Annotated in this window: 23 protein-coding genes; 3 read left to right on the top strand and 20 right to left on the bottom strand. The window is 50.4% G+C overall.

Translation table 11 applies throughout. The features are described 5' to 3' along the window. Positions 1 to 11: 11 nt before the first annotated feature. The 14 genes from LACZS1_RS09560 to LACZS1_RS09625 all read right to left on the bottom strand — a co-directional run bounded on the left by LACZS1_RS09560 (position 12) and on the right by LACZS1_RS09625 (position 14,258). Positions 12 to 725 carry a 3-oxoacyl-ACP reductase gene (locus LACZS1_RS09560; RefSeq protein ID WP_070652168.1) on the bottom strand — a complete coding sequence of 238 codons (714 nt, stop codon included), beginning with the start codon at positions 723 to 725 and terminating at the stop codon, positions 12 to 14. Then, positions 722 to 946, bottom strand: coding sequence for a DUF2829 domain-containing protein (locus tag LACZS1_RS09565; protein ID WP_010491618.1), 225 nt, complete (start codon positions 944 to 946; stop codon positions 722 to 724). The genes LACZS1_RS09560 and LACZS1_RS09565 overlap by 4 nt, the downstream gene beginning before the upstream one ends. A gap of 305 nt (positions 947 to 1,251) precedes the next feature. Continuing rightward, complete coding sequence (locus LACZS1_RS09570) at positions 1,252 to 1,563, bottom strand: helix-turn-helix domain-containing protein (protein ID WP_010491620.1); 312 nt, start codon at positions 1,561 to 1,563, stop codon at positions 1,252 to 1,254. Between the two features lie 265 nt (positions 1,564 to 1,828). Further along, the gene (locus LACZS1_RS09575; protein ID WP_070652169.1) at positions 1,829 to 2,458 is read right to left on the bottom strand and encodes a histidine phosphatase family protein; all 630 of its coding nucleotides are present in this window, start codon (positions 2,456 to 2,458) and stop codon (positions 1,829 to 1,831) included. 284 nt (positions 2,459 to 2,742) lie between these two features. After that, complete coding sequence (locus tag LACZS1_RS09580; protein WP_070652170.1) at positions 2,743 to 3,723, bottom strand: ABC transporter ATP-binding protein; 981 nt, start codon at positions 3,721 to 3,723, stop codon at positions 2,743 to 2,745. A gap of 1 nt (position 3,724) precedes the next feature. Next, a complete protein-coding gene (locus tag LACZS1_RS09585; RefSeq protein WP_010491625.1) occupies positions 3,725 to 4,777 on the bottom strand; it encodes an ABC transporter ATP-binding protein in 1,053 nt (350 codons plus the stop codon). An 11-nt stretch (positions 4,778 to 4,788) separates the two neighbouring features. After that, positions 4,789 to 5,787: an ABC transporter permease gene (locus tag LACZS1_RS09590; protein ID WP_010491627.1), complete on the bottom strand. Its 999-nt coding sequence runs from the start codon at positions 5,785 to 5,787 to the stop codon at positions 4,789 to 4,791. Continuing rightward, on the bottom strand, positions 5,787 to 6,710 hold the full coding sequence (gene opp3b, locus LACZS1_RS09595; RefSeq protein ID WP_010491629.1) for an oligopeptide ABC transporter permease: 924 nt from the start codon (positions 6,708 to 6,710) through the stop codon (positions 5,787 to 5,789). Before opp3b ends, LACZS1_RS09590 begins: the two co-directional genes overlap by 1 nt. A gap of 121 nt (positions 6,711 to 6,831) precedes the next feature. Continuing rightward, complete coding sequence (locus LACZS1_RS09600; protein WP_070652171.1) at positions 6,832 to 8,451, bottom strand: peptide ABC transporter substrate-binding protein; 1,620 nt, start codon at positions 8,449 to 8,451, stop codon at positions 6,832 to 6,834. A 432-nt stretch (positions 8,452 to 8,883) separates the two neighbouring features. After that, complete coding sequence (locus LACZS1_RS09605) at positions 8,884 to 10,317, bottom strand: MFS transporter (protein ID WP_093997816.1); 1,434 nt, start codon at positions 10,315 to 10,317, stop codon at positions 8,884 to 8,886. A gap of 172 nt (positions 10,318 to 10,489) precedes the next feature. Continuing rightward, positions 10,490 to 11,053 carry an elongation factor P gene (efp, locus tag LACZS1_RS09610; RefSeq protein WP_070652173.1) on the bottom strand — a complete coding sequence of 188 codons (564 nt, stop codon included), beginning with the start codon at positions 11,051 to 11,053 and terminating at the stop codon, positions 10,490 to 10,492. Between the two features lie 241 nt (positions 11,054 to 11,294). Further along, positions 11,295 to 12,002, bottom strand: a complete 708-nt coding sequence (locus tag LACZS1_RS09615; RefSeq protein ID WP_070652174.1) for a LutC/YkgG family protein — start codon at positions 12,000 to 12,002, stop codon at positions 11,295 to 11,297. After that, positions 11,995 to 13,479 (bottom strand): LutB/LldF family L-lactate oxidation iron-sulfur protein, encoded by a 1,485-nt coding sequence (locus tag LACZS1_RS09620; RefSeq protein WP_070652175.1) that lies wholly within the window; start codon positions 13,477 to 13,479, stop codon positions 11,995 to 11,997. The genes LACZS1_RS09615 and LACZS1_RS09620 overlap by 8 nt, the downstream gene beginning before the upstream one ends. Next, positions 13,476 to 14,258 carry a (Fe-S)-binding protein gene (locus LACZS1_RS09625; protein WP_047105741.1) on the bottom strand — a complete coding sequence of 261 codons (783 nt, stop codon included), beginning with the start codon at positions 14,256 to 14,258 and terminating at the stop codon, positions 13,476 to 13,478. The genes LACZS1_RS09620 and LACZS1_RS09625 overlap by 4 nt, the downstream gene beginning before the upstream one ends. Before the next feature lie 660 nt (positions 14,259 to 14,918). Here LACZS1_RS09625 and LACZS1_RS09630 point away from each other — a divergent pair. Further along, the gene (locus LACZS1_RS09630; RefSeq protein ID WP_010491644.1) at positions 14,919 to 15,485 is read left to right on the top strand and encodes a hypothetical protein; all 567 of its coding nucleotides are present in this window, start codon (positions 14,919 to 14,921) and stop codon (positions 15,483 to 15,485) included. A gap of 188 nt (positions 15,486 to 15,673) precedes the next feature. Here LACZS1_RS09630 and LACZS1_RS09635 read toward each other — a convergent pair whose 3' ends face one another. The 5 genes from LACZS1_RS09635 to LACZS1_RS09655 form a co-directional block, all read right to left on the bottom strand. Beyond that, on the bottom strand, positions 15,674 to 16,006 hold the full coding sequence (locus LACZS1_RS09635; RefSeq protein WP_047105743.1) for a PTS lactose/cellobiose transporter subunit IIA: 333 nt from the start codon (positions 16,004 to 16,006) through the stop codon (positions 15,674 to 15,676). Positions 16,007 to 16,044: 38 nt separating this feature from the next. Next, positions 16,045 to 17,145 carry a DUF871 domain-containing protein gene (locus tag LACZS1_RS09640; RefSeq protein WP_070652176.1) on the bottom strand — a complete coding sequence of 367 codons (1,101 nt, stop codon included), beginning with the start codon at positions 17,143 to 17,145 and terminating at the stop codon, positions 16,045 to 16,047. Positions 17,146 to 17,236: 91 nt separating this feature from the next. Beyond that, positions 17,237 to 17,647 carry a DUF3284 domain-containing protein gene (locus LACZS1_RS09645; protein WP_070652177.1) on the bottom strand — a complete coding sequence of 137 codons (411 nt, stop codon included), beginning with the start codon at positions 17,645 to 17,647 and terminating at the stop codon, positions 17,237 to 17,239. Positions 17,648 to 17,708: 61 nt separating this feature from the next. Further along, complete coding sequence (locus tag LACZS1_RS09650; RefSeq protein WP_168165319.1) at positions 17,709 to 17,873, bottom strand: hypothetical protein; 165 nt, start codon at positions 17,871 to 17,873, stop codon at positions 17,709 to 17,711. After that, a complete protein-coding gene (locus tag LACZS1_RS09655; RefSeq protein WP_070652178.1) occupies positions 17,870 to 19,297 on the bottom strand; it encodes a PTS sugar transporter subunit IIC in 1,428 nt (475 codons plus the stop codon). Before LACZS1_RS09655 ends, LACZS1_RS09650 begins: the two co-directional genes overlap by 4 nt. Before the next feature lie 555 nt (positions 19,298 to 19,852). Here LACZS1_RS09655 and LACZS1_RS09660 point away from each other — a divergent pair. Both LACZS1_RS09660 and yaaA read left to right on the top strand, forming a co-directional pair. Then, complete coding sequence (locus LACZS1_RS09660; protein WP_070652179.1) at positions 19,853 to 22,075, top strand: alpha-galactosidase; 2,223 nt, start codon at positions 19,853 to 19,855, stop codon at positions 22,073 to 22,075. 62 nt (positions 22,076 to 22,137) lie between these two features. Beyond that, positions 22,138 to 22,881, top strand: a complete 744-nt coding sequence (gene yaaA, locus LACZS1_RS09665; protein ID WP_070652180.1) for a peroxide stress protein YaaA — start codon at positions 22,138 to 22,140, stop codon at positions 22,879 to 22,881. A gap of 338 nt (positions 22,882 to 23,219) precedes the next feature. Here yaaA and LACZS1_RS09670 read toward each other — a convergent pair whose 3' ends face one another. Continuing rightward, positions 23,220 to 25,796 (bottom strand): ATP-dependent DNA helicase, encoded by a 2,577-nt coding sequence (locus LACZS1_RS09670; RefSeq protein ID WP_070652181.1) that lies wholly within the window; start codon positions 25,794 to 25,796, stop codon positions 23,220 to 23,222. Positions 25,797 to 25,836: the final 40 nt, after the last annotated feature.

Consider the following 25,836-nt stretch of genomic DNA (forward strand, 5'->3'; position numbering starts at 1 on the left):
ATGTTTCAAGTTTACTTTTCTAACCAACCGCCGTCAATAGGAATGACGGTGCCGTGAATGTAATCAGCGGCATCGCTGGCTAGGAAAAGGGATACCCGGGCGACTTCTTCTGGTTTGGCCCAACGCTTGGCTGGCGTCTCCTCAGCGACCCACGCGGCCATTTTCCCGTCACTGGCGAAGTCAGCGGCGTTCATGGGGGTATTGATAGCACCTGGCGCTAATGCGTTGGCGCGAATGCCTCTTGCGGCGTAGTCAAGGTCTAACTGCTTGGTGAGCCCAATAACAGCGTGCTTGGCGGCTGTATACGCCACGCCGCCACCGCCACCGACCAATCCGGCGATGGAGCTCATGTTGATAAAAATGCCATGGCCACGCTTGAGCATCCCTGGCAACAACGCCTTGATCATCAGGAACTGGCTGGTGAGATCAACGTTAAGAATATGTTGCCAAGTTGCCAGATCAGTGGCGGCGACGTCTTGATAGCTGTCCAGAATGCCAGCCGTGTTGCAGACAATATCAGGTGCATAGTCACGGGCGATGGTTTCTGCTGTTGCAGGCTGACTGACATCTGCCTGAATGGTGACGGCCAGCCCTGTCATGGGTTGAAGATCGACGCCGATAACCCGCGCTCCCGCTGCCGTAAACGCCGTCGCCTGAGCCGCGCCAATTCCCGATGCCGCACCAGTCACAACAACTGTTTTGCCGCTAAAATCGAATGCTATCATGCGTCAACAAGTTGCCAGTCTTCAGCGAGAATGTCACAGTCAGTCGGTGACCACAAACTGAACGCTTCATCCGCCGTTTTGATCAGAAAATACGGATTTAACGTGTCGCCTTCAAATTTGCCTTCCGGAACTAACTGAACATACAACTCGGTGCCTTCCCAGCCGGTACGAACGGCTTTTTGGCCTTTTTTCAGTGATGGTAAAACTGCTTCGAATGTCATGAAGTGATTTCCTCCTTTTTACTTGGCAGGCAGCCCACAGCCTTTGTGCGGCTTACCTAGCTACCTTGGATGTGAATTCAGTGCACTAAGTATACGCGATTTTTTGATTAGCGAACAGCCCCGAGCGCAAAATGCCTAACCGGGGCAACGGCCACCAAAAGTGCTTATCCTTTTGGCATTGGCCACACGCCTCTGTCGATCAATGACAAAGAAAATCGGTGCCAACGACAATTGCCGCCAGCACCGATTTTCTAATTACCCAGCCGCATAACCGCTGCTGGCGTATTTTCAACCCATGACCGCACTCAAAGATTAATCACCTGCATGAGTACCTCGGAAACGCGTGCTCGCTCGGTTTCCGGCAAGCCAGTCAAGTACTTCACCAACGCTAACGTATTGATGTCGCTCATTTCCGGTGCGATGAAGAAATCACCGACCTCCATGTCTAAGGCTTGTGCAATGTCAGTCAACTTCTTAACGCTGATGTTGTTGACATCACCGCGTTCCATACGGGATATCAGACTGACTGAGACCCCCGAACGCTCGGCCAGCTTTTCAATCGTCAGGTTCAAACTGCGGCGTTGTTGATGTACTAATTTTCCGATATTATCTAACATCATGTCCCCCACCTTTAATGTACGGCGTTATGCTTTAACATTAAATGAAACGAGCGACCATCAAAAGATTTTATATTATTATTTAATAATCTAAAGACGGCCTATTCTCACACAACGCTGGTGTACGAACCCCACATTAACGCGCCAATACATCTCCACTACTATTGTAAGCGCTCGCGTGGGGGAAGCGCCAAATATTGGCTTGATAAGCGGGAAAAAAGAGCACATTCCGGCGGGGACAAATGATTAACTGATCTTTCGTGTTCTATAACGTGCTCGGGACAAACGCCCACAAGGTGCCCCGGGTAAATTCTTCACCGTCATCGGTATCGATTTCGCTGATACTATTATTCGGCGGCATGGCCATTTCATCGCGGGCATTGTTGAGGTCTGCACCAAGATAAGTGCTCAGTAGTAGCATCCCCAACAATCCATGGGCAACCACGAGCACCTTGCCGTCCGGATGTTGATCATAAATTCGCGCGATCACGCGGCGTCCGCGAGTCAACGCATGCTCAAACGACTCGGCGCCGATTCGTTTATAATCAAATGCCAGCAGGTTATGATAATAATTATCGATTTGGGGATCATCCTGAACTTTTGCCAAAGGGCGACCGTCCCACTGACCCAAATCGACTTCACGTAAATCTTCTTCGGTAATGATTGCCGGTTGGGCCACCTTGCTTTGAGCCACAATCAACTTTGCGGTGGTTTGGGCCCGCGGCATCGGACTGGCATAGATGCCAGCAAAACCGGTTGTTTCAAAAAATCGTCCCACTGCCATTGCTCCGGCGCGGCCAGACGGTGTTAGCGGTGTGTCGGTGCGTCCGCCATTGAAGCGGTGCGCCAGATTCGTCTCGGTCTGTCCATGCCGTACAAAATAAAACTTGGTCATTCCTTGCACACTTCCTTTGAGGATAGTGTAGCAGACCCGCGACCAGAAAGCGCCATCTTGAAGTCAAAATTCAATTCAGGCTTGGCAATATTTAGCGAATATTAACAAGTTTCGGATTGATGAATCACAAGTTCACACAGTTGCAGAAGTCCTTCGTATAAGCGCTTTCATTCGCACTTACGCTAAAAAGTCGGCAACACTTTTACGTGCTCCCGACTTTTATAAATCAAACGCTACTATAAGACTTGCCGCAAATGCTACTGGAGCAAGCGAATCCTCTTTTGTTAGTCCGCAGCTGTCCCAGCTGGCGTCTTATGGTCCTCTTCGGCTTCAGCCTTATACGCGGCCACTTCATCGTCAGCGGCGAAGATGTAGTGATCGGGATAAACCTCGACCATTTTACGTTGCTTGTTGTCGCCTTCGACTTTGCTGGCATCGTAAGGAATCGGAACACGCTTCCGTTCGACATCTGGGTCAGGAACAGGAATGGCTGACAGCAGGCTCTTCGTGTATGGATGCAGTGGATGGGAATAAACCTCGTCGGCACTGGCCAGTTCGACCAGACGGCCATAGTGCATGACCGCGATGCGATCGGAAATATACTTCACCATGGATAGGTCATGGGCAATGAACAGATAAGTCAGCCCTTGGCGATCCTGAATGTCCTTCAGCAAGTTAACCACCTGAGCCTGAATGGATACGTCCAGTGCACTGATCGGTTCATCCGCGATAATAAACTTAGGCTGTACCGCAAGCGCCCGGGCAATTCCGATCCGCTGGCGTTGGCCGCCGGAGAATTCATGCGGATAACGGGTCGCATGGTCGGCGTTTAAGCCAACTTCTTCTAGCAACTGTTCGACTTGGTGATCGCGATCCGCCTTGTCTTTGGCGAGATGGTGGATATCGATACCTTCCGCGATGATGTCTTTAACTTTCATCCGGGGATTCAACGACGCATATGGATCCTGGAAAATCATCTGCGTATCCCGCCGGAAAGCCAGCATCTGCTTCGAGCCGTTTTTGAGCTTGGCGATGTCCTGGCCGTTGTACAAAATTTCGCCACTCGTTGGATCATACAGCCGAATGATGGCACGACCGGTCGTGGTTTTCCCGGAACCGGATTCGCCAACAAGCCCAAGGGTTTCGCCTTCGTAAATATCAAACGAGATATCTTGAATTGCTTTGACTTCGTCTTTCTTGCCGGCGTTAAACGTCTGAACCAGATGCTTAACGGAAACAAGGACTTTTTTCTTATCGTCAGCCATGTCAGTTCACCACCTTTTCGTTTGGATGCTTACTTGCCCACAGCGCGTGTCGCCGCGCGATTTCCGGTGGCAGCTCTACTTTCGGCGCACCCGGCGCTAATAGCCAGGTCGCGGCCGAATGGGTTGGCGAGATCTTGAAGAAAGGCGGTTCCTGTTCAAGATCAATGGCCATCGCATAGGGATTACGCGGGGCAAACGCGTCTCCTTTTGGCGGATCAAGCAAATCCGGTGGTGTACCGGGGATTGCGTACAGCCGATCACTCTTCGTTTCCAGTGTCGGCATTGCTTCCAGCAGCCCCCAAGTGTACGGATGCTGAGCATTATAAAAGATTTCGTCAACGGTGCCGTATTCCACAATTTTACCGGCATACATAACCGCCACGCGATCAGCGATCCCGGCAACAACGCCGAGGTCGTGGGTAATGAAAATGATTGACGTATCGATTTTGGATTGGATTTCTTTTAACAAATGGATGATTTGCGCCTGAATCGTCACGTCCAGCGCCGTTGTTGGTTCATCGGCTAACAGAATCTGCGGGTGATTGATGATCGCAATCGCAATGACGATCCGTTGGCGTTGGCCGCCGGAGAATTGATGCGGGTAATCTTTCAATCGGCCACCTGCGTCCTTGATGCCGACCAGTTCCAGCACCCGCTCGGCTTCTTTCAAAGCGTCGGATTCGCTAATCTTGTTGTGCAGCATTAACGGCTCGGCCACCTGTTTGCCGATGGTCATGGTCGGATCCAACGATGTCATCGGATCCTGGAAAATCATGGCAACATCATTGCCGCGCATGGCATTCAACTGTTTCTCGGACTTTTTGAGAATATCGACGCCATCAAAGAGCACTTCGCCGTGGGTGATCTTGGCATTGGGCGCCAACAAGCCCATCACGGTCCGTACGGTAACGGATTTCCCGGAACCAGACTCGCCAACAATCGCCAGCGTTTCGCCTTTGTTAAGGTCAAAACTGACATCCCGAATCGCGTGCACCGGTCCGGCATAAGTGGCAAAGTCGATTTCCAAATCTTTAACTTCCAGAATTTTAGTCATTTTGCCACCTCCTAATGTTCACTACGCGGATCAAACGCGTCACGCAAGCCATCAGCTAGCAAGTTAAACGCCAGCATCAGAACAACGATGACAATCGCCGGATACAGTAGTTGATATGGTAGAACTTGCAAATTCTTCTGCCCATCGGATAACAACGTCCCGAGACTGGCAGTTGGTGCCGGCAGCCCGATCCCGATGTAACTCAGGAAGGCTTCAAAGAAGATGGCCGTTGGAATCGTGAACATGGTCTGAATAATGATAATGGAGCTCAGGTTCGGAATCAGATGCTTGAAGGCGATTTTGACACTCGACTCGCCAAGCGTTCTAGCCGCCAAGACAAATTCCTGATCTTTTAACTGCAGTGTTTGCGCCCGAATCAGGCGGGCCATGGTGACCCAGCCAGTCAACGCAATGGCCAAAATGATGGACGTCATCCCTGGCTTAAATACCTGCAACATCAAGATAACAACAACCAGATTTGGCACACTGGAGATGATTTCAATAACACGCTGCATCAAGGTATCGGTCATGCCGCCGCGCCACCCAGAGATGATGCCGTAGAAAACCCCGATGGTCAGGTCGAAGAAGGTTGCGACAATCCCGATGAACAGCGAAACGCGGGTGCCGACCATGATGCGGGATAGCAAATCGCGGCCGAGGTAATCCGTACCGAGCAGGTAGTAAACATTTTTGCCCATGCCGGCGTATTTATTCTGGCCATTCAGGTAACCGTTTAATCCCGGTAAATCCACGCCTGGCCATTTTGGTGGCAAATTGGAATAGTTCAGGTTCTGCTTGTTAGGATTTGAAGGTGACAGCCACAAAGATAGAATTGAAATGACCGCAATAATAATCAAGACCCAAAGTGAGATGAGCGCGGCTTTGTTCTTCTTCAGTCGCCGCATCGCATCTTGTGAGAACGTCAGCGCAGGCTTGGCAATGCGTTCCTGTTCAGCCGTATTCACTTTGACATGCTTGAATGCGTCTGGACTTAATTTTGTTGTTGCCATTAGTTTGCCTCCCCGCTCAGTCGGATTCGTGGATCAATGAAGCCGTAGAGAATATCAACGATTAAGATGATGACGGTCAACATTGCACTGTAAAGAATTGCTAAGGCCATGATAACCGGATAGTCGTTGGTCGTGATTGACTTAACGAATTGTTCACCAATGCCGGGGATCGCAAAAATATTCTCGACAACCAGTGAGCCAACCATCAAGTCAACTGCCATTGGCCCGATGATGGTAACAATCGGAATCATGGAGTTACGCAGCGCATGCTTAGCAACGACCTGCCAGCGTGATTCGCCTTTGGACCGCGCAAGTTCGATATAGTCAGAACTCAGCACATCCACCATTTCGGTCCGCATAAACCGCGCCGTCTGCGCCAGTGGGGCAATGGCAAGGGCAATCGTCGGTAAAATACTGTACGTAAACCCGCCCCATAATGCGACTGGAAAAGCACCGGTTTTATAAGCAAACAGTTGCAACAACGCAGCGAACACGAAGTTAGGAATAGACCGGCCGAGAATCGCGAAAATCGTCGCGGTGGCATCCACCCAGGTATTCTTCCGAATCGCCGCAATCGCACCAAGCACGATACCGGCAAGCGTGCCCACAACCATGGCTTGCGCGCCGATTTGCAGTGACGGTCCCATTCGCGAAACGATCAGGCCGGACACGGTTTGCCCGGGATACTGGTACGACATCCCGAAGTCACCATGCGTGATCCCTGCCATATACGTGAGATATTGCATCCAAACCGGCTTATCCAGTCCATACTGTTTCTTTAAAATTGCCAGTTGATCTGCCGGAATTTTAGGATTATTAAACGGGGTCCCCGGCAGTAACTTCATTAGGAAAAAAGTAATGGTGGCAACAAGAAACAGCGTCAGGAGCAGGAAGCCGATCCGTTTTAAAATATATTTAGCCATGATTCACTCCTGTTTTTTGGGTTTTTACTCAAACGGCGTTGTCCCGCCGCAAAACACGTGACAACGCCGTTCATGAGAACTAATGATTAAAGTGTTAAGCCTTTATTTTTATTTCAGCGAATTACTTAACCTTTGCATTGACAAAGTCATAAGAATTCGTCGGATTGTACTTCAAACCGGTAATGGTCTTACGTTGCAGTGTGGTTTGAACCCGTTGATACAGTGGCACAACCCCTTGTTCCTTTGTTAGAAGTTCTTGTGCCTTTAACAATGTATTCCAACGAGCAGTCGGGTTAGTAGCGTCCGTCGTCTTGGACTGTTTAATCAAGGCATCATATTGCGCATTTGACCACTTGCCATCGTTATACGTATTGTCAGTGGTGAACAAATCGAGGAAGGAAATTGCATCTGGGAAGTCAGCACCCCAGGCTGAGATGACCATATCGAACTGGCCATTTTGAGCACGAGACAAACGTGTCTTAAATGGTACCGTGGCAATTGTCACTTTCAATCCTGGCAAATTCTGCTGAAGGGTACTCTGGAAGTACTCAGCCGAACGCTTGGCATTGGTCGTATCATCCGTTAACAGTTCCAGCTTTGGTGCGGTCTGACCGGTTTCCTTTAATCCTTCTGTCCAAAGTTCCTTGGCCTTGGTAGGATTATACGTAACCGTTGACGATTCTGCTTTTGCCGCTGTCTCCGAGAAGTCTTTACCGTCCTTGGTAAATAGTCCTTCAGGTGTAACGTTCTTGGCCGCGATAGAAGAATCATTCAAAACTTTCTTGATGTACTCTTTCCGGTTAATCGCCATGGAAATTGCCTGCCGAACTTTGGTGTTCTTAAAGATCGGATCTTTTTGTTCGTTTAGTTCCAGGAAGAATGTAGAAGTTTGCTTCAAACCTTTGAAGTCAGGATTCGACTTTGCCTGGGCTGCTTGTTCACCAGTCAACTGCGCAATATCCAACTTCTTGGATTGATAAAGGTTCATCGCAGTTTGCGGATCCTTAACCACTTGACCATTCAACGTATCAATATGCACATTCTTGGCATTCCAATAAGTCTTATTCTTGGTTTCTTTCCAAGTGTTACCGGTGCCGTTCCAGTTCTTCAGCTCGTAAGGACCATTAGACAGAATGTACTTGGAGGTGGTACCAAACTTCTTGCCAGCTTTCTCAACAAACTTCTCATTTTGCGGGAAGAATGCCGGGTTAACTAGCATGGTCTTGAAGTAAGGAATCGCATGATCCAAGCTTACCTTTAGCGTTGTCTTGTTAACCGCAGTGACACCCAACGTGCTGGCTGCTTTCTTGCCAGCGGTAATGTCATCGGCATTCTTCACGCCGGAAAAGAGATACGCATATTGTGACTTGGTCTTAGGTTCAACTGTGCGCCGCCAACCAAACACAAAATCTTGAGCCGTTACCGGATCACCATTGCTCCACTTGGCATTGCGTAGTTTGAAGGTGTATGTCTTACCATCTTTAGATACAGTTGGTTGACTCTTGGCCATTGCCAGTGTGAGATCCTTGCCGGAATACCGATACAAACCATCCATCGTATCCGTCAACGCCTGACCACTAATCGCATCAGTGTTCGTTGATGGATCCATTGTGGAGATAACATCGCTTTCCATGCGAGTAATGGAGGTGCCTTTACTGCTTGCTGAATTAGAACCACAGGCTGCTAACACCCCAGCGAGCGCAATTGTTGTGCCCGCAACCATTGTTTTTCTAAATTTCATCTTGTTCCCTCCTAAAATGATTGAACTTACCTTACATTAGAATCTCATTAATGTAAATAAGTAAACCCTCAATTTTGAATAAAAAAACTACTGTGTTAGGAAATGTCTCACCAAAAAGTTAAGCATGATATCAAATAACAAATCATACGTAGCTTTTCCGAACGTTTTAGATGGTGCATCAAATCAAGAATCAGCAAAGGCAACATCACTAGTGAGATATAGGGTCAGCAACTGTTTACTTTGCTAAAAGCGAAAATAGCAGCAATATTAAATAACAGAACTTTTTAGCGCAAATTCCCCCTATTTTCATGAAACGACTCGTTTAGCTCGAATAATTTTCGCTTCTGTCAAACAGCCCACTAGCCATGTGCTCACTAAAAAAAGCAAGAACCAAGGCGTTTGCTCAGTTCTTGCTAATTATTTTCAAAGTAATCACTTATTATTAGTGAGTGTCTTAGTCTGCTTACGGCTACGAATGCTTCGAAACACCACAATCACCAGGCCGACGACCGAAACCAGAGTGGCTAACCAAAAGACCGTAGCTAGCGCGTGTAAAAATGGTTCTCCGGACTGCGATGAGATGCGGGTCACGCCGGGCAACTGAGCAAATAGCAAGGTAGCGTCGAAGCTGATGCCAATGGTCAACCCGATCGTGCGGGCCAGTGAGTTCATGGAACCGGCAACCCCGGAAAGGCTACTGTCCACGGCGCCCATGGTTAAAGCGTTATTCGGCGACAGGAACAAGGCCATCCCCGCACCATTGGCAACAATCGGCCAGATGATCGGCGCCATGCTTATTTTGGCAGGATAACTGGCATATCCGATCTGCGAGATGATCAGGACGAACAAGCCGAGAATCGTCAGGTAATAGCGATTCCAGTGATCGGCCAACCAGCCGGCAAATGGCGTAATCATCAGCATCGTGACACTCTGCAACATCATCAACAGGCCGCTGGCGAACGCCGAAATGCCGCCGTAACTCTGCAGGTAGAATGGGAGAAGAATATTCGACACCGAATTGACCAGCATCACGATCAGCAACACGCTCACCGAAATCAAATAGTCCGGATTGTGCATAATGCTCGGCGCAATCCACGGCGAGCGCGAGCGTTGATCCTGAATAAATGCCAGAATCGTTAATAGGATCCCGCCTGCCAAAATGCCTGCGCCCAGCCACAGCTGTGTTGGCTGTTGCAACCAGTAACCACTGGCGAACATCAAAATCATCCCACCAGTGAACAGATTCTGTCCGGTCCAGTTAGCTTGTTGCCAGACGCGCCTGATCTCACCATGCGCCGGCCGCCGTAATGGCAACAAACGCATACCAGCCAAAACAATCAGGATTCCCACCGGTACATTGAATAAATAAATCCAGCGCCAACTCGCCCAAGTAATGAGGATACCACCGAATGCCGGGCCGGAAATCGATCCCAGCGACACGAACATCGAGATCACAGCAAGGGCTTCTGCACGATTCGCATCGGGAAAATACTGACTAATGATACCCATCGAATTGGCCATAATCATCGCCGAACCAACTGCCTGAACCACCCGACCTGCCATAATAGTCAGATAGGTCGGTGCGATGCCCGTCAACAGCGAGCCAACGATAAACACGACTTCGCCAATCAGGAAGACCAGGTTTTTGGAGACCAAATCGCCGATATGTCCGAACATCACCAACAAAACCGCCGTAGTAATGAGGCCAATGGACACAATCCAGGTCGCCGCACTACTGGAAATCATCAAGTCTTCGGAAATCCTGGGCATGGCCAGATTGGTACTCGATCCGGATAATGCCGTCAGTAACGACATCATCCCTAAAACAATCAGAATTTTAACGCGTTGCGCCTGCGACATCTCCATCGTCCCCACACCCTTTCGAGTGTATTCTATGCTCATCGTTTAATCGCTACAATTAATCAGCCCGGCGACTTTGCCGTGCGCACCACGCTTCCCATTTGCGAGCAACTCAACTATTTCAGATCATCAAAAAAGCGTCCATTTTGATTGGACGCACTTTGTTATTTGAATCTATTTACTTCTGAGCCCGACCCTTGTAAGTACCAGTGTCAGTGGTGACCAAAATCTTTTCCCCAGATTTAACAAAGTCGGGTACAGTAACGACCAAGCCAGTTTCAAGTGTGGCTGGCTTGCCACCGCCTGCCACCGTGCCGCCTTTGACCGCTGGCTGCGTATCGGTGACTTCAAGCTCGACCGTTCCCGGCAGCTCAAGGCCAATCACTTCATCACCGTAGAACTCAATTTCAACCGGCACATTTGGCAACATGTACTTAAGCTCACGCGCAATGCTAGCAGTTGGGACCTCATACTGCTCATAAGTATCGCTGTCCATGAAATAAGCCGTGTCGTCTTGCGTATACAGATAAGTGGCCTTTTTACGATCCATGATCGCAATTTCAACCTTTTCACTTGGCCGCATCGTCGTAGTCACGTTGGCACCGGAACGCACATCGTACAACTTCATCTGCATCACGGTATTGCCCTTGCCTGGCTTATGATGATTCGATTCCAAAACCTTAATCAACTTGCCGTCCTTAACAAAGACCATTCCGGCCTTCAAATCGATTGCTTCTGTCATTCTGCTATCTCCTTCATTATGAGCAAACCGGCGCTGGCAAAATGTGTGAACACGTTTACAACCTAAGCGTTCACTAAGCACCGGTACAAATCATTTCATTAGCAAGTATACCATATCTGTATGAACGGTCGCTTGACCGCGAAAAGTGACATAAACCCCGGCGCACCAAAAAACGGCCACAGAGACAACTGCTGTCCCTAAGACCGTTTCATTCAAGCATCTCACATTAACGAGCTACCTGCTACATATCTTCAACCACCAAATAAGTCATATCCAGCGGCCCGTGCACGCCAACAACCAAGGTCATTTCAATATCACCCGAGTTTGATGGCCCGGTAATGAAGTTAATGTTGCTGGTTTGCAGCTCACCGGCTTTGATGGCGGCATCGTAACGATCCATCGCCTGCCGTGACCGCGGCAAAATGTTGCTTTTCTTAACAATGGCGAGATAATGCGTTGGCAAAAAGTGGAACCCACGGCCCTGCCCTGGCGTTGTCGCGATGGTGATGGTGCCGGATTCGGCCAATAGATAATCCGCAAAGCCAATCGCAACATCAGCCGCAGCCGCCTGCTTCAAGTTGAAGTCGCGGCCTTTTCCCGGCGTCCAATACATCGGCTTCGGTGCAACTGTTTCCGTCCAGTCACGCAGGCCAAAGTCCTCATACTGATCCGTTGTCGGCAGGATCAGCGTTTTCGGCGCGTCATGTTCGATGTAGGCATTCAACGCATCGGCCAGCCCCGCCTTGTCCGTCGTGGAAAAGGTCACATGCACGGCCTCGCTATTTTTCTTGGCGATCGCTTCCAACTCGTCTTGCGAATGGCCAGACAACGTGGTTTCCGGCAGGTCATTCAGCGGTTCAAACGGATGATCCTGTAGCTGGTGGCGCGGGCGACCGGCTTTTTCGGCAATAGCATTTAAAAAGTCTTCGCGATTACTGTGATCAATCATGTTTTTGCGCCTCCAATGCTGCTTTGTGTTGTTTGAACCAGTGGCGGAAGTTCTCGTTCTTCTTCGGCGGCCGTGGCAAGTCACGCACATCGGTCCAACCGCGCGCCAGCTTCGGCATCATGCCGGTTTGTTTGATCCGGCCGCTATTGTATTCATTTTCAACGCTGCCTTGGTCTTTGGTAGATAAAACGCCCACCATCGCATGATCCATATCAAGTGCCATGTTGAACAAAACCGGTGCGCTGGTGCCGACACCGACCATTTTCATAATCTTGTCGCTAAAACTGTGATCTGTCTTCAGTTTATCCATCATGACTTCGCGGTGCTTGATCAGCAGATGATGCAGCGGAATGCGGACAGGGCAGGTTTCGGTGCAGGCAGCACAAAGGCTGGAGGCAAACGGCAAGTCGCCGAACTTTTCATAGCCGTCCAGCACTGGGGACAGCACTGCGCCGATCGGTCCGGGGTAAATCGAGCCGTAGCCATGTCCGCCGATGTGGCGATAAACCGGGCAGACATTGAGACAGGCCCCGCAACGAATACACTGCAGGACCGGTTCAAACGGGGTGCCGAGCGCATTGCTGCGGCCGTTGTCGACAATGACCACATGAAAGTCTTCGGGACCGTCTGCTTCGCCTTCAACTTGCTTGCCGGAGAAGGAGCAGTAACTGGTTAGCTTCTGGCCAACCGCCGAGCGGGAAAGCATGTTGTCCAACGTCTCGGCTTCCTTCAGACTCGGCACGATCCGCTCCATCCCCATCACAACCACCTGCGTCTTCGGGATGGCCATGGTCAGATCGGCGTTACCTTCATTGGTTACCAAATTAATCAACCCGGAATCGGCGATGGCAAAATTACAGCCGGTAATTCCGAAGTCTGCCTGTAAGAAGTAACGGCGCAGGTATTCCCGGGCAAACCGCGCCAGATGTTCCGGATCGTTGTCGCCTTCATAACCGAGTTTGTCAAAGATCTCTTTGACTTGATCGCGGTTTTTGGCTAATGCCGGAAAGACAATGTGCGTCGGCTCAGCCCAATCGTCTTCTTGCAAAATAAACTCCGCCAAATCGGTTTCCATCAACTGGGTGCCGGGAATCTTCAATAATTCCTTGTCCAGGTTGATTTCGGTGGTCACCATTGACTTGGACTTCACAATTTTATGTGCCTGCTTTTCCTTGGCGAGGTTCGTAATGTACGCAGCCGCCTCTTTGTCGGTTTTGGCAAAATAAACGTGACCGCCACGCTTTTCGATGTTATCGCTAAATTCTTCTAGATAATCCGGTAAGTACTTAATAACATGTTGGCGAATCTGTTCGCCTAGATCCCGCCATTGCGGCCAGTTGCCGAGCTCCTTACGCGAAGCTTCCCGCTTGTCCCACTGGGCATCTTGCGACTTGGCGACACTGGCTTGCATGAATTTGTCTTGTTCTGATTCCTTAACCCGCTCCAAGAACGGCTTGTCACTGGTTGAAATAGTCATGGGCGCACCTCCTGTTCGACCCCAAGCGGTTCATGGAACTTGATCCGCTCCGGATTAACATTGTGGTTCAAAACTTCCGCGATATGCATGATCTTGATCTTTTCATTTCGCCGGGAAAAACGGCCGGCAATGTTCATCAGGCAAGACGGATCGGCTGAAATCAGAACTTGTGCGCCGGTGCTCAACACATCATCAACTTTTTCATCGACCATTTGTTTGGAAATTTCCGGCTCCTTAGCAGAGAACATCCCGCCAAAACCGCAACAGTTTTCGATGTGCGGCAACGGTTCCATCTGCAAGTCCTTCACATGATCCAGCAGCTTAAATGGCGCCGTGCGTTCACCGAGCAACCGCGTCATATGACAAGAACGGTGATAGGTAGCCTTAGCATCCAATTCGGCCCCGGCGTCGATAACATTCAGCACGCGATAAAGAAACTGGGAAAATTCGTACGTCTTGTCCGCGACTTGCTTGGCCTTTTCCGCATATTCGGGATCATCCTTCAGCAAAATCCGGTATTCCCGCAACATGTTCACGCAAGAACCGGCTGGCCCGACAATATAATCGGCGTCCACCGACAACAACGCGTCGATCTCGTTACGGAATACCTTTTGACTGGCTTTCACATAGCCAGAGTTATAGGTTGGCTGACCGCAACAAATCTGTTTGACCGGCATAAACGTTTCACACCCAAACCGCTCAAGCACTTCGGTCATCGCCGCCCCAACATTGGGAAAGAAAAGATCCACGATACAGGTGGAGAAAATAACGACTCTCATAATGCACCTCCCATATTACAATGATTCCAATTTAACTATACACCAGTGGCGCTAAATGCAACACCGAAAACGCTTACAAAATGGTAAATTGTTATTTTGTGATCAAGTTTCCTTGCCGAGATGACCGGTAAATGTCTCGGCAACATCGCGGTTTTGTGACAGGCGCCACTTAACTTAAAGCCAGATTGGGTCTGACCTTAAGCTGTTTTTATCGTACAACGCTTATGCAATTATAAGCAATGATCGGTTGTGGCCAATCCAATGATGTAAAATTGCAATTATTTAAATGGCGCTGGTCGTGTCGAGGATGGTCAGCACTTTAACTTTTGCCAAGTTGATGACCTCTTTTCCTCTGTCAAAATCCCTGTTCCTCTTTCGCATCCATTTCTAAATCAGGACGAGTATAGCAGGTTGTTCCGATCGAGCCACATGAAGACACTTGGGATGTTGGGTGTTAACGATCACTAACTTTTTTGCGCGTAATATTCGTTTCTTTTACAATAATATCGATTTTGACGAACAGTCTTGCATATTTTCCCTGTTCCACATTGATATATCAATGTTTCTCGATGTTTCACGGCCTTGATTTTTTGTCTAAAAGGACTAACATTAAAGGTGAGTTAGGTTTACCTAAAATAACTCAAAAATGGAGGCGGGTTTATGCGTAAACGATATCGGGCAACGTTGCGGGCACTTAATTCGGATTGCATCGGCCGCCAAGCGCACGGATTTGCAAATTTTGAGGTCACCGATGATGATGCTTTGCAAATCCGAATCGAAATGTTCAATACGCCAGCGGATATGAACCATATGGCAGTATTGGAAAGTACCGGATCGGATGCGCCGGTAGTGCCGGCCACTAGCGCCCAGGACAAGAATCATGACGGCGTGGTTGACGAAGAAGAAGCCGAGCAAGTTTCCGGCAAGGTTTTTGTGCCGCTCGACAATGCACCGGATAAGCTGAAACTGGTCGGCAGTAAATATCCTGAAGCTGATGACAATGGCTTTTACATTTACCAACAGCGCGTCGTCGTATCCGCGCTGCGCGACCAATTGCGGAAGCGCTATGGCCGCGACGTGCTCAACCTCGACAACACGGTTATCTATGTCAACGGCGTGCAAAGTGATGTCATTCTGCCCAAGACCGTGGCAAGTGATCTGGATAAAAGCAAGCCATATCTTACTTTGCCGATTGCGGTAGGTAAATTGAGAAAAGTCATGGGGTGAGCGTAAGGCAGACCGGTTAAAAACCGGGAAAAGCATTTTAGTGTCCCACACCTCAATTTAAAAAGACTGAGACAACGCGCCTGATAAGTTCAGGTTCGCGTTGCCCCAGCCTTTTGCTAAACTTTGATTTGATTTAAGCTGTCGTACTGCGCTTAATGTGATCTAATGTCCCATAACACTGCAGCTTGCTAGTCAGTAACCGCGCTTACTTCCGCCAAGCGCTGATACACTGCCACGACTTCGCCAGCTAAATCGCGAAACGTGATCGCATTCATTAAATGATCCTGCGCATGCACCATCAACAACGAAATCGTCGCATGCTCGCCGCTTGCCTCGGCTGTCAACAATTCAGTCTGCACATTGTGAGCCGTCACCAATGCTTCATCAGCCAATTTTAAATGGTGATCCGCTTCGCTGAAGTTGCCGGTTTTCGCTGTCTGAATGGCTTCAAAGGCCTCACTTTTAGCGTTACCACCGGCCATAATCAAGCCCATAATCGTTTCTTCGTTTACTTCATGCATAAATTTAATTTCCCCTCGGATTAATCTTGAGTAAGTTGCTAGTTGGCAACGCGTTTTAGCATAAACGTCCGCCATGGCTTTAACAATGACAACAACGCCAGATCTTCATCGGTCAATTGGCCGATTTTATTGCGGCGCCCATCGTTGGGCAGATCACGCAACACGATTTGCAACTCGCCTGCGTAACGCTTGTAAGTTTCATTGACCACCACGACATCCCCGCGATGCAAGGTCCCGGTGGCATCATGTGCCGGCAACGGTTGTCCGGCGTAACGTACACGCGGTTGGGTATCGCGAATCAGGTAATCAGACGCATCGCCGCGATACAGGTGAGCTTCACTGAATGCAATTTTGGCTTCGAGATCCGCAAGCGCCGGCTCAGTGGTCATCCGCAGTGTCGGATAAGGACAAAAGAATGCCAGTGCCGCTGCTTTTAGATCAGCCTCATTTGCCAACGCGTTGCCAATGAGGACGTCATCAATCACTTCAGTTAAACGCAGATGATGTACTTGACTTGCAATCGAGCGATGACGGTCACTTTCCAACGTCGGCAAACCTTCGCTGACCGGCCATGGCCCGTGATCTGCACTCGGCGCACTGATAAAAGCCGCCGTTTGAAGACCATACCGCCGAAACTTCTGGGAATAAGCCACCATCCGGTCATCGCCTAAGCCAGTGTATTCTTGCGGATAAAAGTTGTGACAACCCAGTAAGTTCGACCGCCGCGGACCAAAGGACATGATCGCGTCGATCGCATTCGTCCCGGCGCTCATGTTCAGTTCGATTTTCAGACCGTATTGGTTATGCGTCATCAAGGCTTCTTCCTGACCGGTGAAGCCCTCATCAAGACGCAGGCCCCAAACGCCTAAGTCATGGAAGAAACTCAGGTCATGATAGTCAATGCCCAGTTCTTTAAACAGCGGCGGCGCAATATCGACAATGGTTTGAAAACCGAGTTGATTGGCCTTGGCGACCACGGCTTTGAAGACCGCAAGCTGATCGCGACCGTGATCTCCTGACAGTTGCAAAAGTGACGTGAAAAGCCGGCGATAACCAAATTGCTGCGCAGCTTCTAAATACGCCGTTGCCTGTGGGACCGTTGTTTGTTCCGGATAGAGGCTGATGCCAAGTTTGCCCATAGTTCCTCCTTTTAGCGTTTGTTGCGCGTGATCTTTCAGCGATTATGGCGCAAAAGATCACGCTTCATTCTTACAGTGTCTGGTTAGACTCTCAGGTAGCACACATCTGGCGGGCCATTTTTTTAAAGCGCCGTTTACGGAACCACCCGAGCAAAAACCCGCTGGCACGATTGTTGGCGGCACCACGCGCACTTTTGGCGACAAGTGACTCTTCATAGACGAGCCGACTTTTACCGTTTTCCAGTGGGGTTAATTGATAGCGGACTTTAAAATCATCCTGCGGCGTTACCAATTCATACGCGTAGACTGAATTGGGCTCGAACTCGGTGATGGTCAACCGCGCCGTGCGTCCATTCGGCCAATTTTTGGCGTAACTGAACCCGCGCAGACTTTTAGGCAGCGGTTCGCGCCCGGTGTGCTGGCGAATATCGGCTAAGGCAGATTGTTGCAATTGATTGAAAAAGACTTTCGGTGCCACCGGTAAATTCATAATAATTTTCATCTTGGCCTCCTTTTGGCACGATGCAGTGTGGTAGATCAACCCAAGTCGTGACTGCGGTGGTTTATTTTGCTTTGGCCAGACTGACGTACCTGCGCGTGCAGAAAATAGTGGCGATAACGCCCAGAAGACAGCCGCCAATGCGCCATGGTGTCGGCATCAACGCGCTGAAAACGATGATCGCCATGCTAATGTTAATTAGAATTAGCGCGGTGGTTGCGGTTTTCAAATCGCATCACCTTCTAGGTTGCGATCGTCATCGGCTGTTTCTTTGGTTTTTTCTGCTGGCGGTTCGGTCATGTGCAGTTCCGGATCCAGCTTATTGGCGGCTTTGACGAATGGTACATAAATCAGGAAGCCGATGACCATGTTCACGGCTTGCAGAATCGGTGCGCGCCAATCCATGGTGGCGATGATCGAGTTGACAAATGGCGGCATGGACCAGACGATCTGGTTCTTGACCGGTGACACCCAGCCTAGCATGTGTGCGCCATACGCGATCGAGACCATCACAACCGGTGCCGCGATGAATGGAATGAAGTAAATCGGGTCGAGCACAATTGGCAGTCCGAACATCACCGGTTCGTTGACGTTAAAGCAACCGGGCGCGATCGAGAGTTTTGCCACAGTACGCTGGTCGTCACGCTTGGAGAACATGAGGATGGCGATCAATAATAGTAAGGTACTGCCGGCCCCACCGATCCATGCATACAGATCGAAGGCGTTACGGGTCCAAACAAACGGTAGTGCCTCGCCTTTCATGAATGCATTCATATTGGCGATTTGGGCGGTTAACCAGATCGAGTCCAAAACCGGGCCCAAGACGTTGGTGCCGTGGAGACCGAAGAACCAGAAAATCTGTACCAGCAGCGTCATCAGTAACACCGCCCAGAAGCCTTGGGACATGTTCAAAAGCGGTTCTTGAACAATCGTGGCGATGAACTCAATGACGGTGGTCTTGTTGACGCTGAACAGGTAATTCACGACGCCGGCCAGGTAGAGCGCGGCGGTGGCGGGAATGATCCCGGTGAATGCCTTGGCGATGGCTGGCGGCACCGATTCTGGCATGCGAATCGTGACGTTTTTCTTCATTAACCAGATGTAGAGGGTCATGGCAAGGGCGCCCATGATCATGACGGTGAAGAAGCCATAGGAGCCGAAGAACTTGTTGAAGTTGAAGAAACCCCACATGCTGACGTTCTTGCCGTCCACAACGCCACCGGCATCGGTGATGAGCTTGGCCGCGCCCTTACCGAGTGTGCCTTTTAACGCCAAGGTAAAGTTCTGTGGCAGGCTCATGATGAACGTGCCGAGCACAACAATCCCGCCGGTCACCGGTTCTACTTGGTACTGAACGGCCAAGTGGTACCCGAACGTAAAGGCGAAGAGCAGACCTAAAATGGCTAGGGTTCCGGTCCACACCATGGCGTTGATGACGATGAGCCATTGCATGCTATCGACGATGCCCATCCACTTGAACTGGGTCGGGATGTCCCGAATCAAAACGTTCAAGACGGTGGAAACCGCTCCGGCCATCATCGCCGGCATGATCGCGATAAACGCGTCACGTAATGCGACTAACCAGCGAATCGATCCAATCTTTGCTGCGACCGGGACGATATGCCGGTTCAGCCAACCAATAAATGCATTCATACTATGCACTCCCTTCAAAAATTTTATAATGTCGTTATTAGTGCTTAACTACAATTAAAATTCTACGGGAGTGCCAGATGGCGGGTCAAAGATTATAGTAGTTATTGTTTATAATTTTTATAAGCAAAATGTTTGACTTCAGTCGGGGGGATTTTGGGGGCTTGCGTTTGTTGTCGTGCCAAACTCCGCAATCTCCGGCCAGCTGGGGCTTGCGACGCGAAGCTAGAGCGGAGGGCACGACTTAGAGCCTCTGCAAAACCGGCAGAGTCTCTAAGCTCGGCCTTGATGTAGGCGGGGCAAAAAGCGCCCCACCAACATCTATTTCACAGCTGAGCCCCATCTGGCCTACGATTGCTCCGCCTTGGCACTGACATCCTAAGGTCCCAATAAAATGTTCAAGCTATTCTTTCCTCCCATACACAGCTCCACCATAATTTATGGAAACCTTTTTTAGAATAGATGAACATTTCCACCCCACCTAACATGTCCCCCAAGCAAATCACCGGCCGTTTGCTTATAATAGATTAAAACCAGAGATTTTCCAGGAGGCGCACCATGGCAAATATTGAATATGATCCGCAACGCCAGCTTTTTCATCTGCATAACGCGACTTTTAGTTACATTATTCAGGTGATTCGCGGGTACCTTGTGAAGCGTTATTGCGGTCCGGCGCTGGAGCAGTTTTCAGGGACGGCAAAGCTGGAAGACTTTAGCCATGCGTTTAACATTCAAAATGATGCCGCCCCATTTTCGCTGACGACCCTGCCGCTTGAATATAGCACGCTGATGGGTGGCGATTATCGCACGCCTGCTTATGCTGTGCGCAATGCTCATGGCCAGCTAATCGGTAATCTTAAGTTCCACGATTTTCAAATTCTGGCTGGTAATGAAAACTTCAACGGCACGCTGCCGACTGCGCGGACGCCGAATGGTCAGACGCTGATTATTACCATGCATGATGAGACCGATACGTTGGCGGTTCACCTGAAGTACACGATTGTTGGCGATTTGCCGGTGCTGCTTAAGCAGGTGGCTTATCGCAATCTGAGTGACAACACTCTGACGATTACCCATGCGGCCAGTCTTCAGCTTGATTTTGACGATCATGCGTACGATCTTATTACCTTGACCGGGGCGCATCTGAGCGAAGCCAGTGTGACCCGTCAGCCGTTGACGCCGGGAAAAAAATCGATTGCCAGCAATTATGGGGCGAGTGGACCGCAAGGCGTTCCGGCGACGATTTTGGCAGCACCGGCAACCGATGACTTTGCCGGTGAGGCGCTGGGCGTCACGCTTTTGTGGAGCGGCAATTTTAATTACACGGCGCAAGTGGATCAGTTTGGCAATAGCCGGCTAGTGATGGGGTTGAATCCGGAACTCTTTTCCTGGCAGCTTAAGCCCGGCAAACCGTTTGTTACGCCCGAGGCCGCAGTTGCGTATACGACTAAGGGCCTGAATGATCTGAGCCATATTTTCCATCAATTCTTCGCCAATCACGTCATGCCGGTGCCGCGGCGGAATCTGATCGAATATAACACGTGGGAGTCGACTTATTTTGACGTGAGTGAAGCCAAGGTGCTGGCGGAAATTCCCAAGGCGGAGGCGCTCGGCGTCGAACTGATCGTGGTGGATGACGGCTGGTTTAAAAATCGCCCCAACGATGCCGGGCAACTTGGCGATTGGGTGCCGGATCCGGTGAAATTTCCGCGCGGCTTGCGGCCAGTTGCCGATGCCTTGCACGCGCGGGGACTGGCGTTCGGCTTGTGGGTCGAGCCGGAAATGATCAGCGAAAATAGCGAACTATATGCGGCACACCCGGATTGGGCTATGCAGTATGTCGGGCAAAAGCCGTTGCGGTCGCGTAATCAATTGGTGTTGGACCTCAGTCAGCGCATCGTGCAGGATCATTTGATTGCCGTGTTGACTGACTTGGTCCGCACAAATCACATCGACTATCTAAAATGGGATTACAATCGCCACTTCAGTCAGCCCGGCAGCCCGGTTTTGCCGCCGGATCAACAAGGTGAAGTGGGTTACCGGTACACGCGCGGCTTGTATCGCGTCTTGAAAACGTTACGTGACACTTTTCCCAAGCTCATCATCGAAAATTGTTCTTCCGGTGGTGGCCGATTGGACGGTGGGATGCTGGCGTACACCGATCAGACGTGGACCAGCGATTTCACCGATCCGGTTTATCGCATGAAGATTATGAATGGTTTTTCGTTATTCTTCCCGCTTAAAACGTTCGTCTCCCACTTTACGATGTCGCCTAACCTACAGGATTCGCGGGTGACGCCGCTACGAACGCGGGCGCTGCTGAGTCTGGTCGGCGTGACCGGCATTGAGTGTCCGCCGAGCCAACTCAGTCCCGCCGAGGCCGCAGCGGTCAAGGCCAGCTTTGCCTTTTACAAAGCCAATCGTGCCGAATTGCAAAACGGCAGCCTTTATCGTCTCCACCCCAGCCATCCGAATCAGGATCAGGTCTGCTGGCTCATCACCGACGAGGCGAAAACCAAGGCCATCGTCCTGACATCAGCCGGAGTCATTGCGCCGATTCCCCACTATCAGCATGTCCTGCTGCACTATCTGCGTCCGACCATGTCGTATCAGATTAACGACAAAAAGACCGCAACCGGTGCGGAGCTGAATTTTGCCGGCGTGACCTTGCCGCTGGCGCATGGTGACTTTTCCGCAACCTTGATGACATTGCAGGCCGTCAGCCATCTGCCGCAAACAACGACGCAAGCGAATGGCGATATTGCTAAGTTGCCGTTTTAAAAGTTTCGTTACTGCCATTTTTTGAAAATGGCGCATCCTACCTAGAAAGTTTGGTTTTCTCTATGAAGTTCATCATCGCCCCGGCCAAGAAAATGGTGGTCGCCCAAGACGATTTTCCGGTTCAAAGCCAGCCACAGTTCCGCGATCAGGCGGCAGCATTGCTTAAGCGGATGCAACAACTTTCCCAAGCGGAAATGCAGGCGCTGTGGCAGACAAGTGACCGCCTGACGCAGGCGGCTTATCAGCAGTTGCAGACAAGCGACGTCACGCACCAGCAGTCACCGGCCATTTTCAGCTATGTTGGCATTCAATACCAATACATGGCGCCTGATTTGCTAGACGATGCGGGTTTGGCTTACATCCAGCAACATCTGCGCATTTTGTCCGGCCTGTATGGCATTCTGCAACCATTCGACGGTATTGTCCCTTATCGTCTGGAAATGCAAACGCGCTTGGCCATGCCGCCTTACCGTCATTTATACGATTTCTGGGGTGAGCGATTGTATCAAGCACTGGCAGCCATCCCCGGCCCGATCATTAACTTAGCCTCCGATGAATACGCCAAAACCATCCGCCCGTATTTACAGCCGGACGACACCTTCATCGACGTCCGCTTCGCCCACCTAGTTAACGGCAAGCTCAAAACCCGCGCCACTTATGCCAAAATAGCCCGCGGCGAAATGGTCCGCTATGCCGCGATGCATCAAGTTTCGACAGTTGCTGAATTGACCGAGTTTGATTCACCGACTTATCGTTTTGACCCAGGGCGATCGACAGGGACGGAATTGGTTTTTGTGGCGAAGTAGGTTGAGCCTTTGGGCGACTAGTAATGTACAAAAATGCGATGACAAACTAAAGGACTGCCGTATATTGTCAGATAATTTGGCAATATGCGGCAGTTCTTTGTTGTATCATATATATTTTTTGAACACGATTACACTTGCAGTGCCAAGGCGGAGCAATCGTAGGCGGTTTGGGGCTCAGCCGTGGAATTGTTGTTGGTGGGGCGGTCTTTGCCCCGCCTACAACAAGGCCGAGCTTTGAAACCGCGGTTTTTGCGGGTTCAAAGTCGTGCCCACAGCGTTCCATCCCCATCTGGCCGGAGATTGCGGAGTTTGGCACGGCACATCTTAAATTAGTATCACTACTCCCCAGTCACCTTTTTCATCGGCAACTTAGTAACTTCTCGGACAACCTGATTGAGAATATCTAACTGCTCGGCGTACCGCACCGCAAATGGCTGGGTGGCGGCTTCGGGTTTGGCGGCGGTGACGGCGGCGCGGGGCTGAATGCCTTGGTGCCGCTGGTGATCCAGCCAGGCCAGGATCTGCTCGAACGTGAAGCGGCTGAAAGTATCCACCGTTAATTGCCCGGAAAGCAGACTGCCAAGTAGGTCATGGCGCGAGTCAATCGGGTATATTTTGGTGCGCGCCAATAAGACCCGGAAATCGCCAAAAAAGATAAACTGCGACTGGGTTCGGGTCAGCGCCGTATAAAAACTCTGCGCATTCAGCATGCGATCCGCACCGTTGACGATCGCAATCACCGTATCGGCCTGACCGCCTTGCGCCTTGTGCACCGTAATCGCATACGCCAGCGTCAAGGCACGCGGTACACTGCCAAAACTGTAATAGCAATATAGATCACCGACTTGAACCACCAAAAACCGCCGCTTAGGGTCGATATGGGCAACAACACCTGTATCGCCATTGGCCATGATCGTCTCGCGCCAGCGCTTTGTCCCGAATTCATCGGTTTTCTGGAGGCCATTTTCACCTAACACAGCGCGGCGTTCCCAGGTTTTCGGGTCAACCAAGGCCACATGTTTGTCATTTTTCAGAATCATCACCCGGTCGTTGAGCCGCAGGTGGTGTTTTTGATTGGTCACCGGATCGACGTAGCTGCTGACGTACTCGGGCTCGCCTGGCTTGGCTGGGTTAACCAATGCCTGCAGTTCCGCATTAAACCGCAAACGCCCGGTCGCACCGATGTTCTTATTGACAATCAGCAACTGCGAATCCGGCTGGTGGCCATGCTTGGCGAGCGCTTCTTGATACGCCTTAATGCCGGCATCAAAAACCCGCCCCGCATCACGCTGATTGTACAACGCCACATTACCGCTGACATAGCGATCATCATCCGGCCCAAAAGGCAACGCCAACCGATCACGAATGCGGTTAGCCAGTGCCAAAACGCCTGACTGGCTGTCTTGCCGATAAACCCGCGTCAGCGTTGTCGCCGCAACATGATCGTCTGCCAGACAATCCTTCAAAAAGTTTCCCGGACCAATCGGCGGCAACTGAAACACATCACCCACAAACAGAACGTGTGCCTTCTTGAAGTTCACATTTTTCAACACCGTATACGCAAGCGGCGTCGTCAGCATCGAACTTTCATCCACAATAATCAACCGCGCATCGCCAAACGTTTCCCAGTCAGCTTCAGAATCAAACCGATCGAGTTCTTCGCCCGGTAAAAGATGCAGATACGCATGAATCGTGGCAGCTGGTTCATGGGTATAGCGCGCCAGCACCTTTGCCGCACGACCAGTTGGCGCCAGCAGCACACTTTTCCCTTTAGCTTGCTCATTGAAAAAGTGCACCAGCAGATTCGTCAGCCAGGTTTTCCCGGTGCCAGCACTGCCATTGAGCACGCTTAGCCCATGTTGATTCACGTTTTGAAAAGCGGCTCGCTGCTGATCGTTGATGACCAGCTGGTGGCGATCCAAAAATTTGTCCAATTTTTCGTCCAACTCGGCCGGCTTGATCAAAGGTTCAGCCGTTTTCTGGGCCACGGCCATAATCCTAGCAACCGAGCCTTCTGTCGCAAACATGTCGCAGCTGGTGACCAAATCGTACTGTTCGTTCAGCAGAAAACCATACGCCAACGCTTGTTTAGGGTCAGCGAACATGGTTAAGTCATCTGTACTGACGCCCAATAAGGTAGCTGCCTGCTCCTTGAACCAAGTAATCGTAATGTAAGTCAGCCCCTGCGTCAGCACCGCCGTACGGAAAATATATTGCAGCCCGGCCGCGAGTCGGTGCGGATCATTTGGCGCCACTCCCCGACTTTTCGCAAAGGCATCGACCTTCTTGAAATCGAGTTGGGCCACCTGCATCAAAACATACGGATTGGCATCCACGTGTTGCATGGCCAACTCGGCATCTTTATAGGCTAACCAAATCTTTTCGTAAGTCATGGAGCTGAGCGCTTTACCCCAGTGGTTCGCTAACACCGCGACTTCAAGCTTACCGCGAATGGCAGTAGCAATTTTTTGAATCGTCGCCGGCCCAACGCCGGGAATTTTCGCCGTCTTAATGTCATCTTTTGAAAAAATGGTCAAAATCGGCGCGTCATCCGCAAAATAATCATGCAGCCGGCGCAAAACCGTGGGCTGATGTACCAGCAGCGTGTCGATCAGCTGCCACTGCCGCCGCGGTTCTTTAGGCAAGCCAAAATGCAGACGCGCCACCTTATAGGAAGGTTTGCGGTAGCGCAGGGAATCCGCGTCATCATAAACCAAGTCAGCCGTGATAATGGCGCGGCTATTGTAATAGCCCATGTCACCGGTCACGGTAATTTCCTGTGTCAGCGTCATTTTCAGCTTAGGATTCGGATTTAAAATTCGCACGGCATAAACTTTATAATCGCTACTATCGCTGTTAAACAGTAACTTAATAATCTGCAGGTCGACATTTTCATAAACTTGGGCTTGCTCCATGGTACACCAGCCTCCTTTCCGTCAAATTTTACAGCAAATA

This window comes from Lacticaseibacillus zeae subsp. silagei, from assembly GCF_030770335.1.
Lineage (GTDB): Bacteria > Bacillota > Bacilli > Lactobacillales > Lactobacillaceae > Lacticaseibacillus > Lacticaseibacillus zeae.

Coding starts and splice junctions, on each gene's coding strand:
- LACZS1_RS09560 (WP_070652168.1), bottom strand. CDS start 725: ATGATAGCATTCGATTTTAGCGGCAAAACAGTTGTTGTGACTGGTGCG.
- LACZS1_RS09565 (WP_010491618.1), bottom strand. CDS start 946: ATGACATTCGAAGCAGTTTTACCATCACTGAAAAAAGGCCAAAAAGCC.
- LACZS1_RS09570 (WP_010491620.1), bottom strand. CDS start 1,563: ATGTTAGATAATATCGGAAAATTAGTACATCAACAACGCCGCAGTTTG.
- LACZS1_RS09575 (WP_070652169.1), bottom strand. CDS start 2,458: ATGACCAAGTTTTATTTTGTACGGCATGGACAGACCGAGACGAATCTG.
- LACZS1_RS09580 (WP_070652170.1), bottom strand. CDS start 3,723: ATGGCTGACGATAAGAAAAAAGTCCTTGTTTCCGTTAAGCATCTGGTT.
- LACZS1_RS09585 (WP_010491625.1), bottom strand. CDS start 4,777: ATGACTAAAATTCTGGAAGTTAAAGATTTGGAAATCGACTTTGCCACT.
- LACZS1_RS09590 (WP_010491627.1), bottom strand. CDS start 5,787: ATGGCAACAACAAAATTAAGTCCAGACGCATTCAAGCATGTCAAAGTG.
- opp3b (WP_010491629.1), bottom strand. CDS start 6,710: ATGGCTAAATATATTTTAAAACGGATCGGCTTCCTGCTCCTGACGCTG.
- LACZS1_RS09600 (WP_070652171.1), bottom strand. CDS start 8,451: ATGAAATTTAGAAAAACAATGGTTGCGGGCACAACAATTGCGCTCGCT.
- LACZS1_RS09605 (WP_093997816.1), bottom strand. CDS start 10,317: ATGGAGATGTCGCAGGCGCAACGCGTTAAAATTCTGATTGTTTTAGGG.
- efp (WP_070652173.1), bottom strand. CDS start 11,053: ATGACAGAAGCAATCGATTTGAAGGCCGGAATGGTCTTTGTTAAGGAC.
- LACZS1_RS09615 (WP_070652174.1), bottom strand. CDS start 12,002: ATGATTGATCACAGTAATCGCGAAGACTTTTTAAATGCTATTGCCGAA.
- LACZS1_RS09620 (WP_070652175.1), bottom strand. CDS start 13,479: ATGACTATTTCAACCAGTGACAAGCCGTTCTTGGAGCGGGTTAAGGAA.
- LACZS1_RS09625 (WP_047105741.1), bottom strand. CDS start 14,258: ATGAGAGTCGTTATTTTCTCCACCTGTATCGTGGATCTTTTCTTTCCC.
- LACZS1_RS09630 (WP_010491644.1), top strand. CDS start 14,919: ATGCGTAAACGATATCGGGCAACGTTGCGGGCACTTAATTCGGATTGC.
- LACZS1_RS09635 (WP_047105743.1), bottom strand. CDS start 16,006: ATGCATGAAGTAAACGAAGAAACGATTATGGGCTTGATTATGGCCGGT.
- LACZS1_RS09640 (WP_070652176.1), bottom strand. CDS start 17,145: ATGGGCAAACTTGGCATCAGCCTCTATCCGGAACAAACAACGGTCCCA.
- LACZS1_RS09645 (WP_070652177.1), bottom strand. CDS start 17,647: ATGAAAATTATTATGAATTTACCGGTGGCACCGAAAGTCTTTTTCAAT.
- LACZS1_RS09655 (WP_070652178.1), bottom strand. CDS start 19,297: ATGAATGCATTTATTGGTTGGCTGAACCGGCATATCGTCCCGGTCGCA.
- LACZS1_RS09660 (WP_070652179.1), top strand. CDS start 19,853: ATGGCAAATATTGAATATGATCCGCAACGCCAGCTTTTTCATCTGCAT.
- yaaA (WP_070652180.1), top strand. CDS start 22,138: ATGAAGTTCATCATCGCCCCGGCCAAGAAAATGGTGGTCGCCCAAGAC.
- LACZS1_RS09670 (WP_070652181.1), bottom strand. CDS start 25,796: ATGGAGCAAGCCCAAGTTTATGAAAATGTCGACCTGCAGATTATTAAG.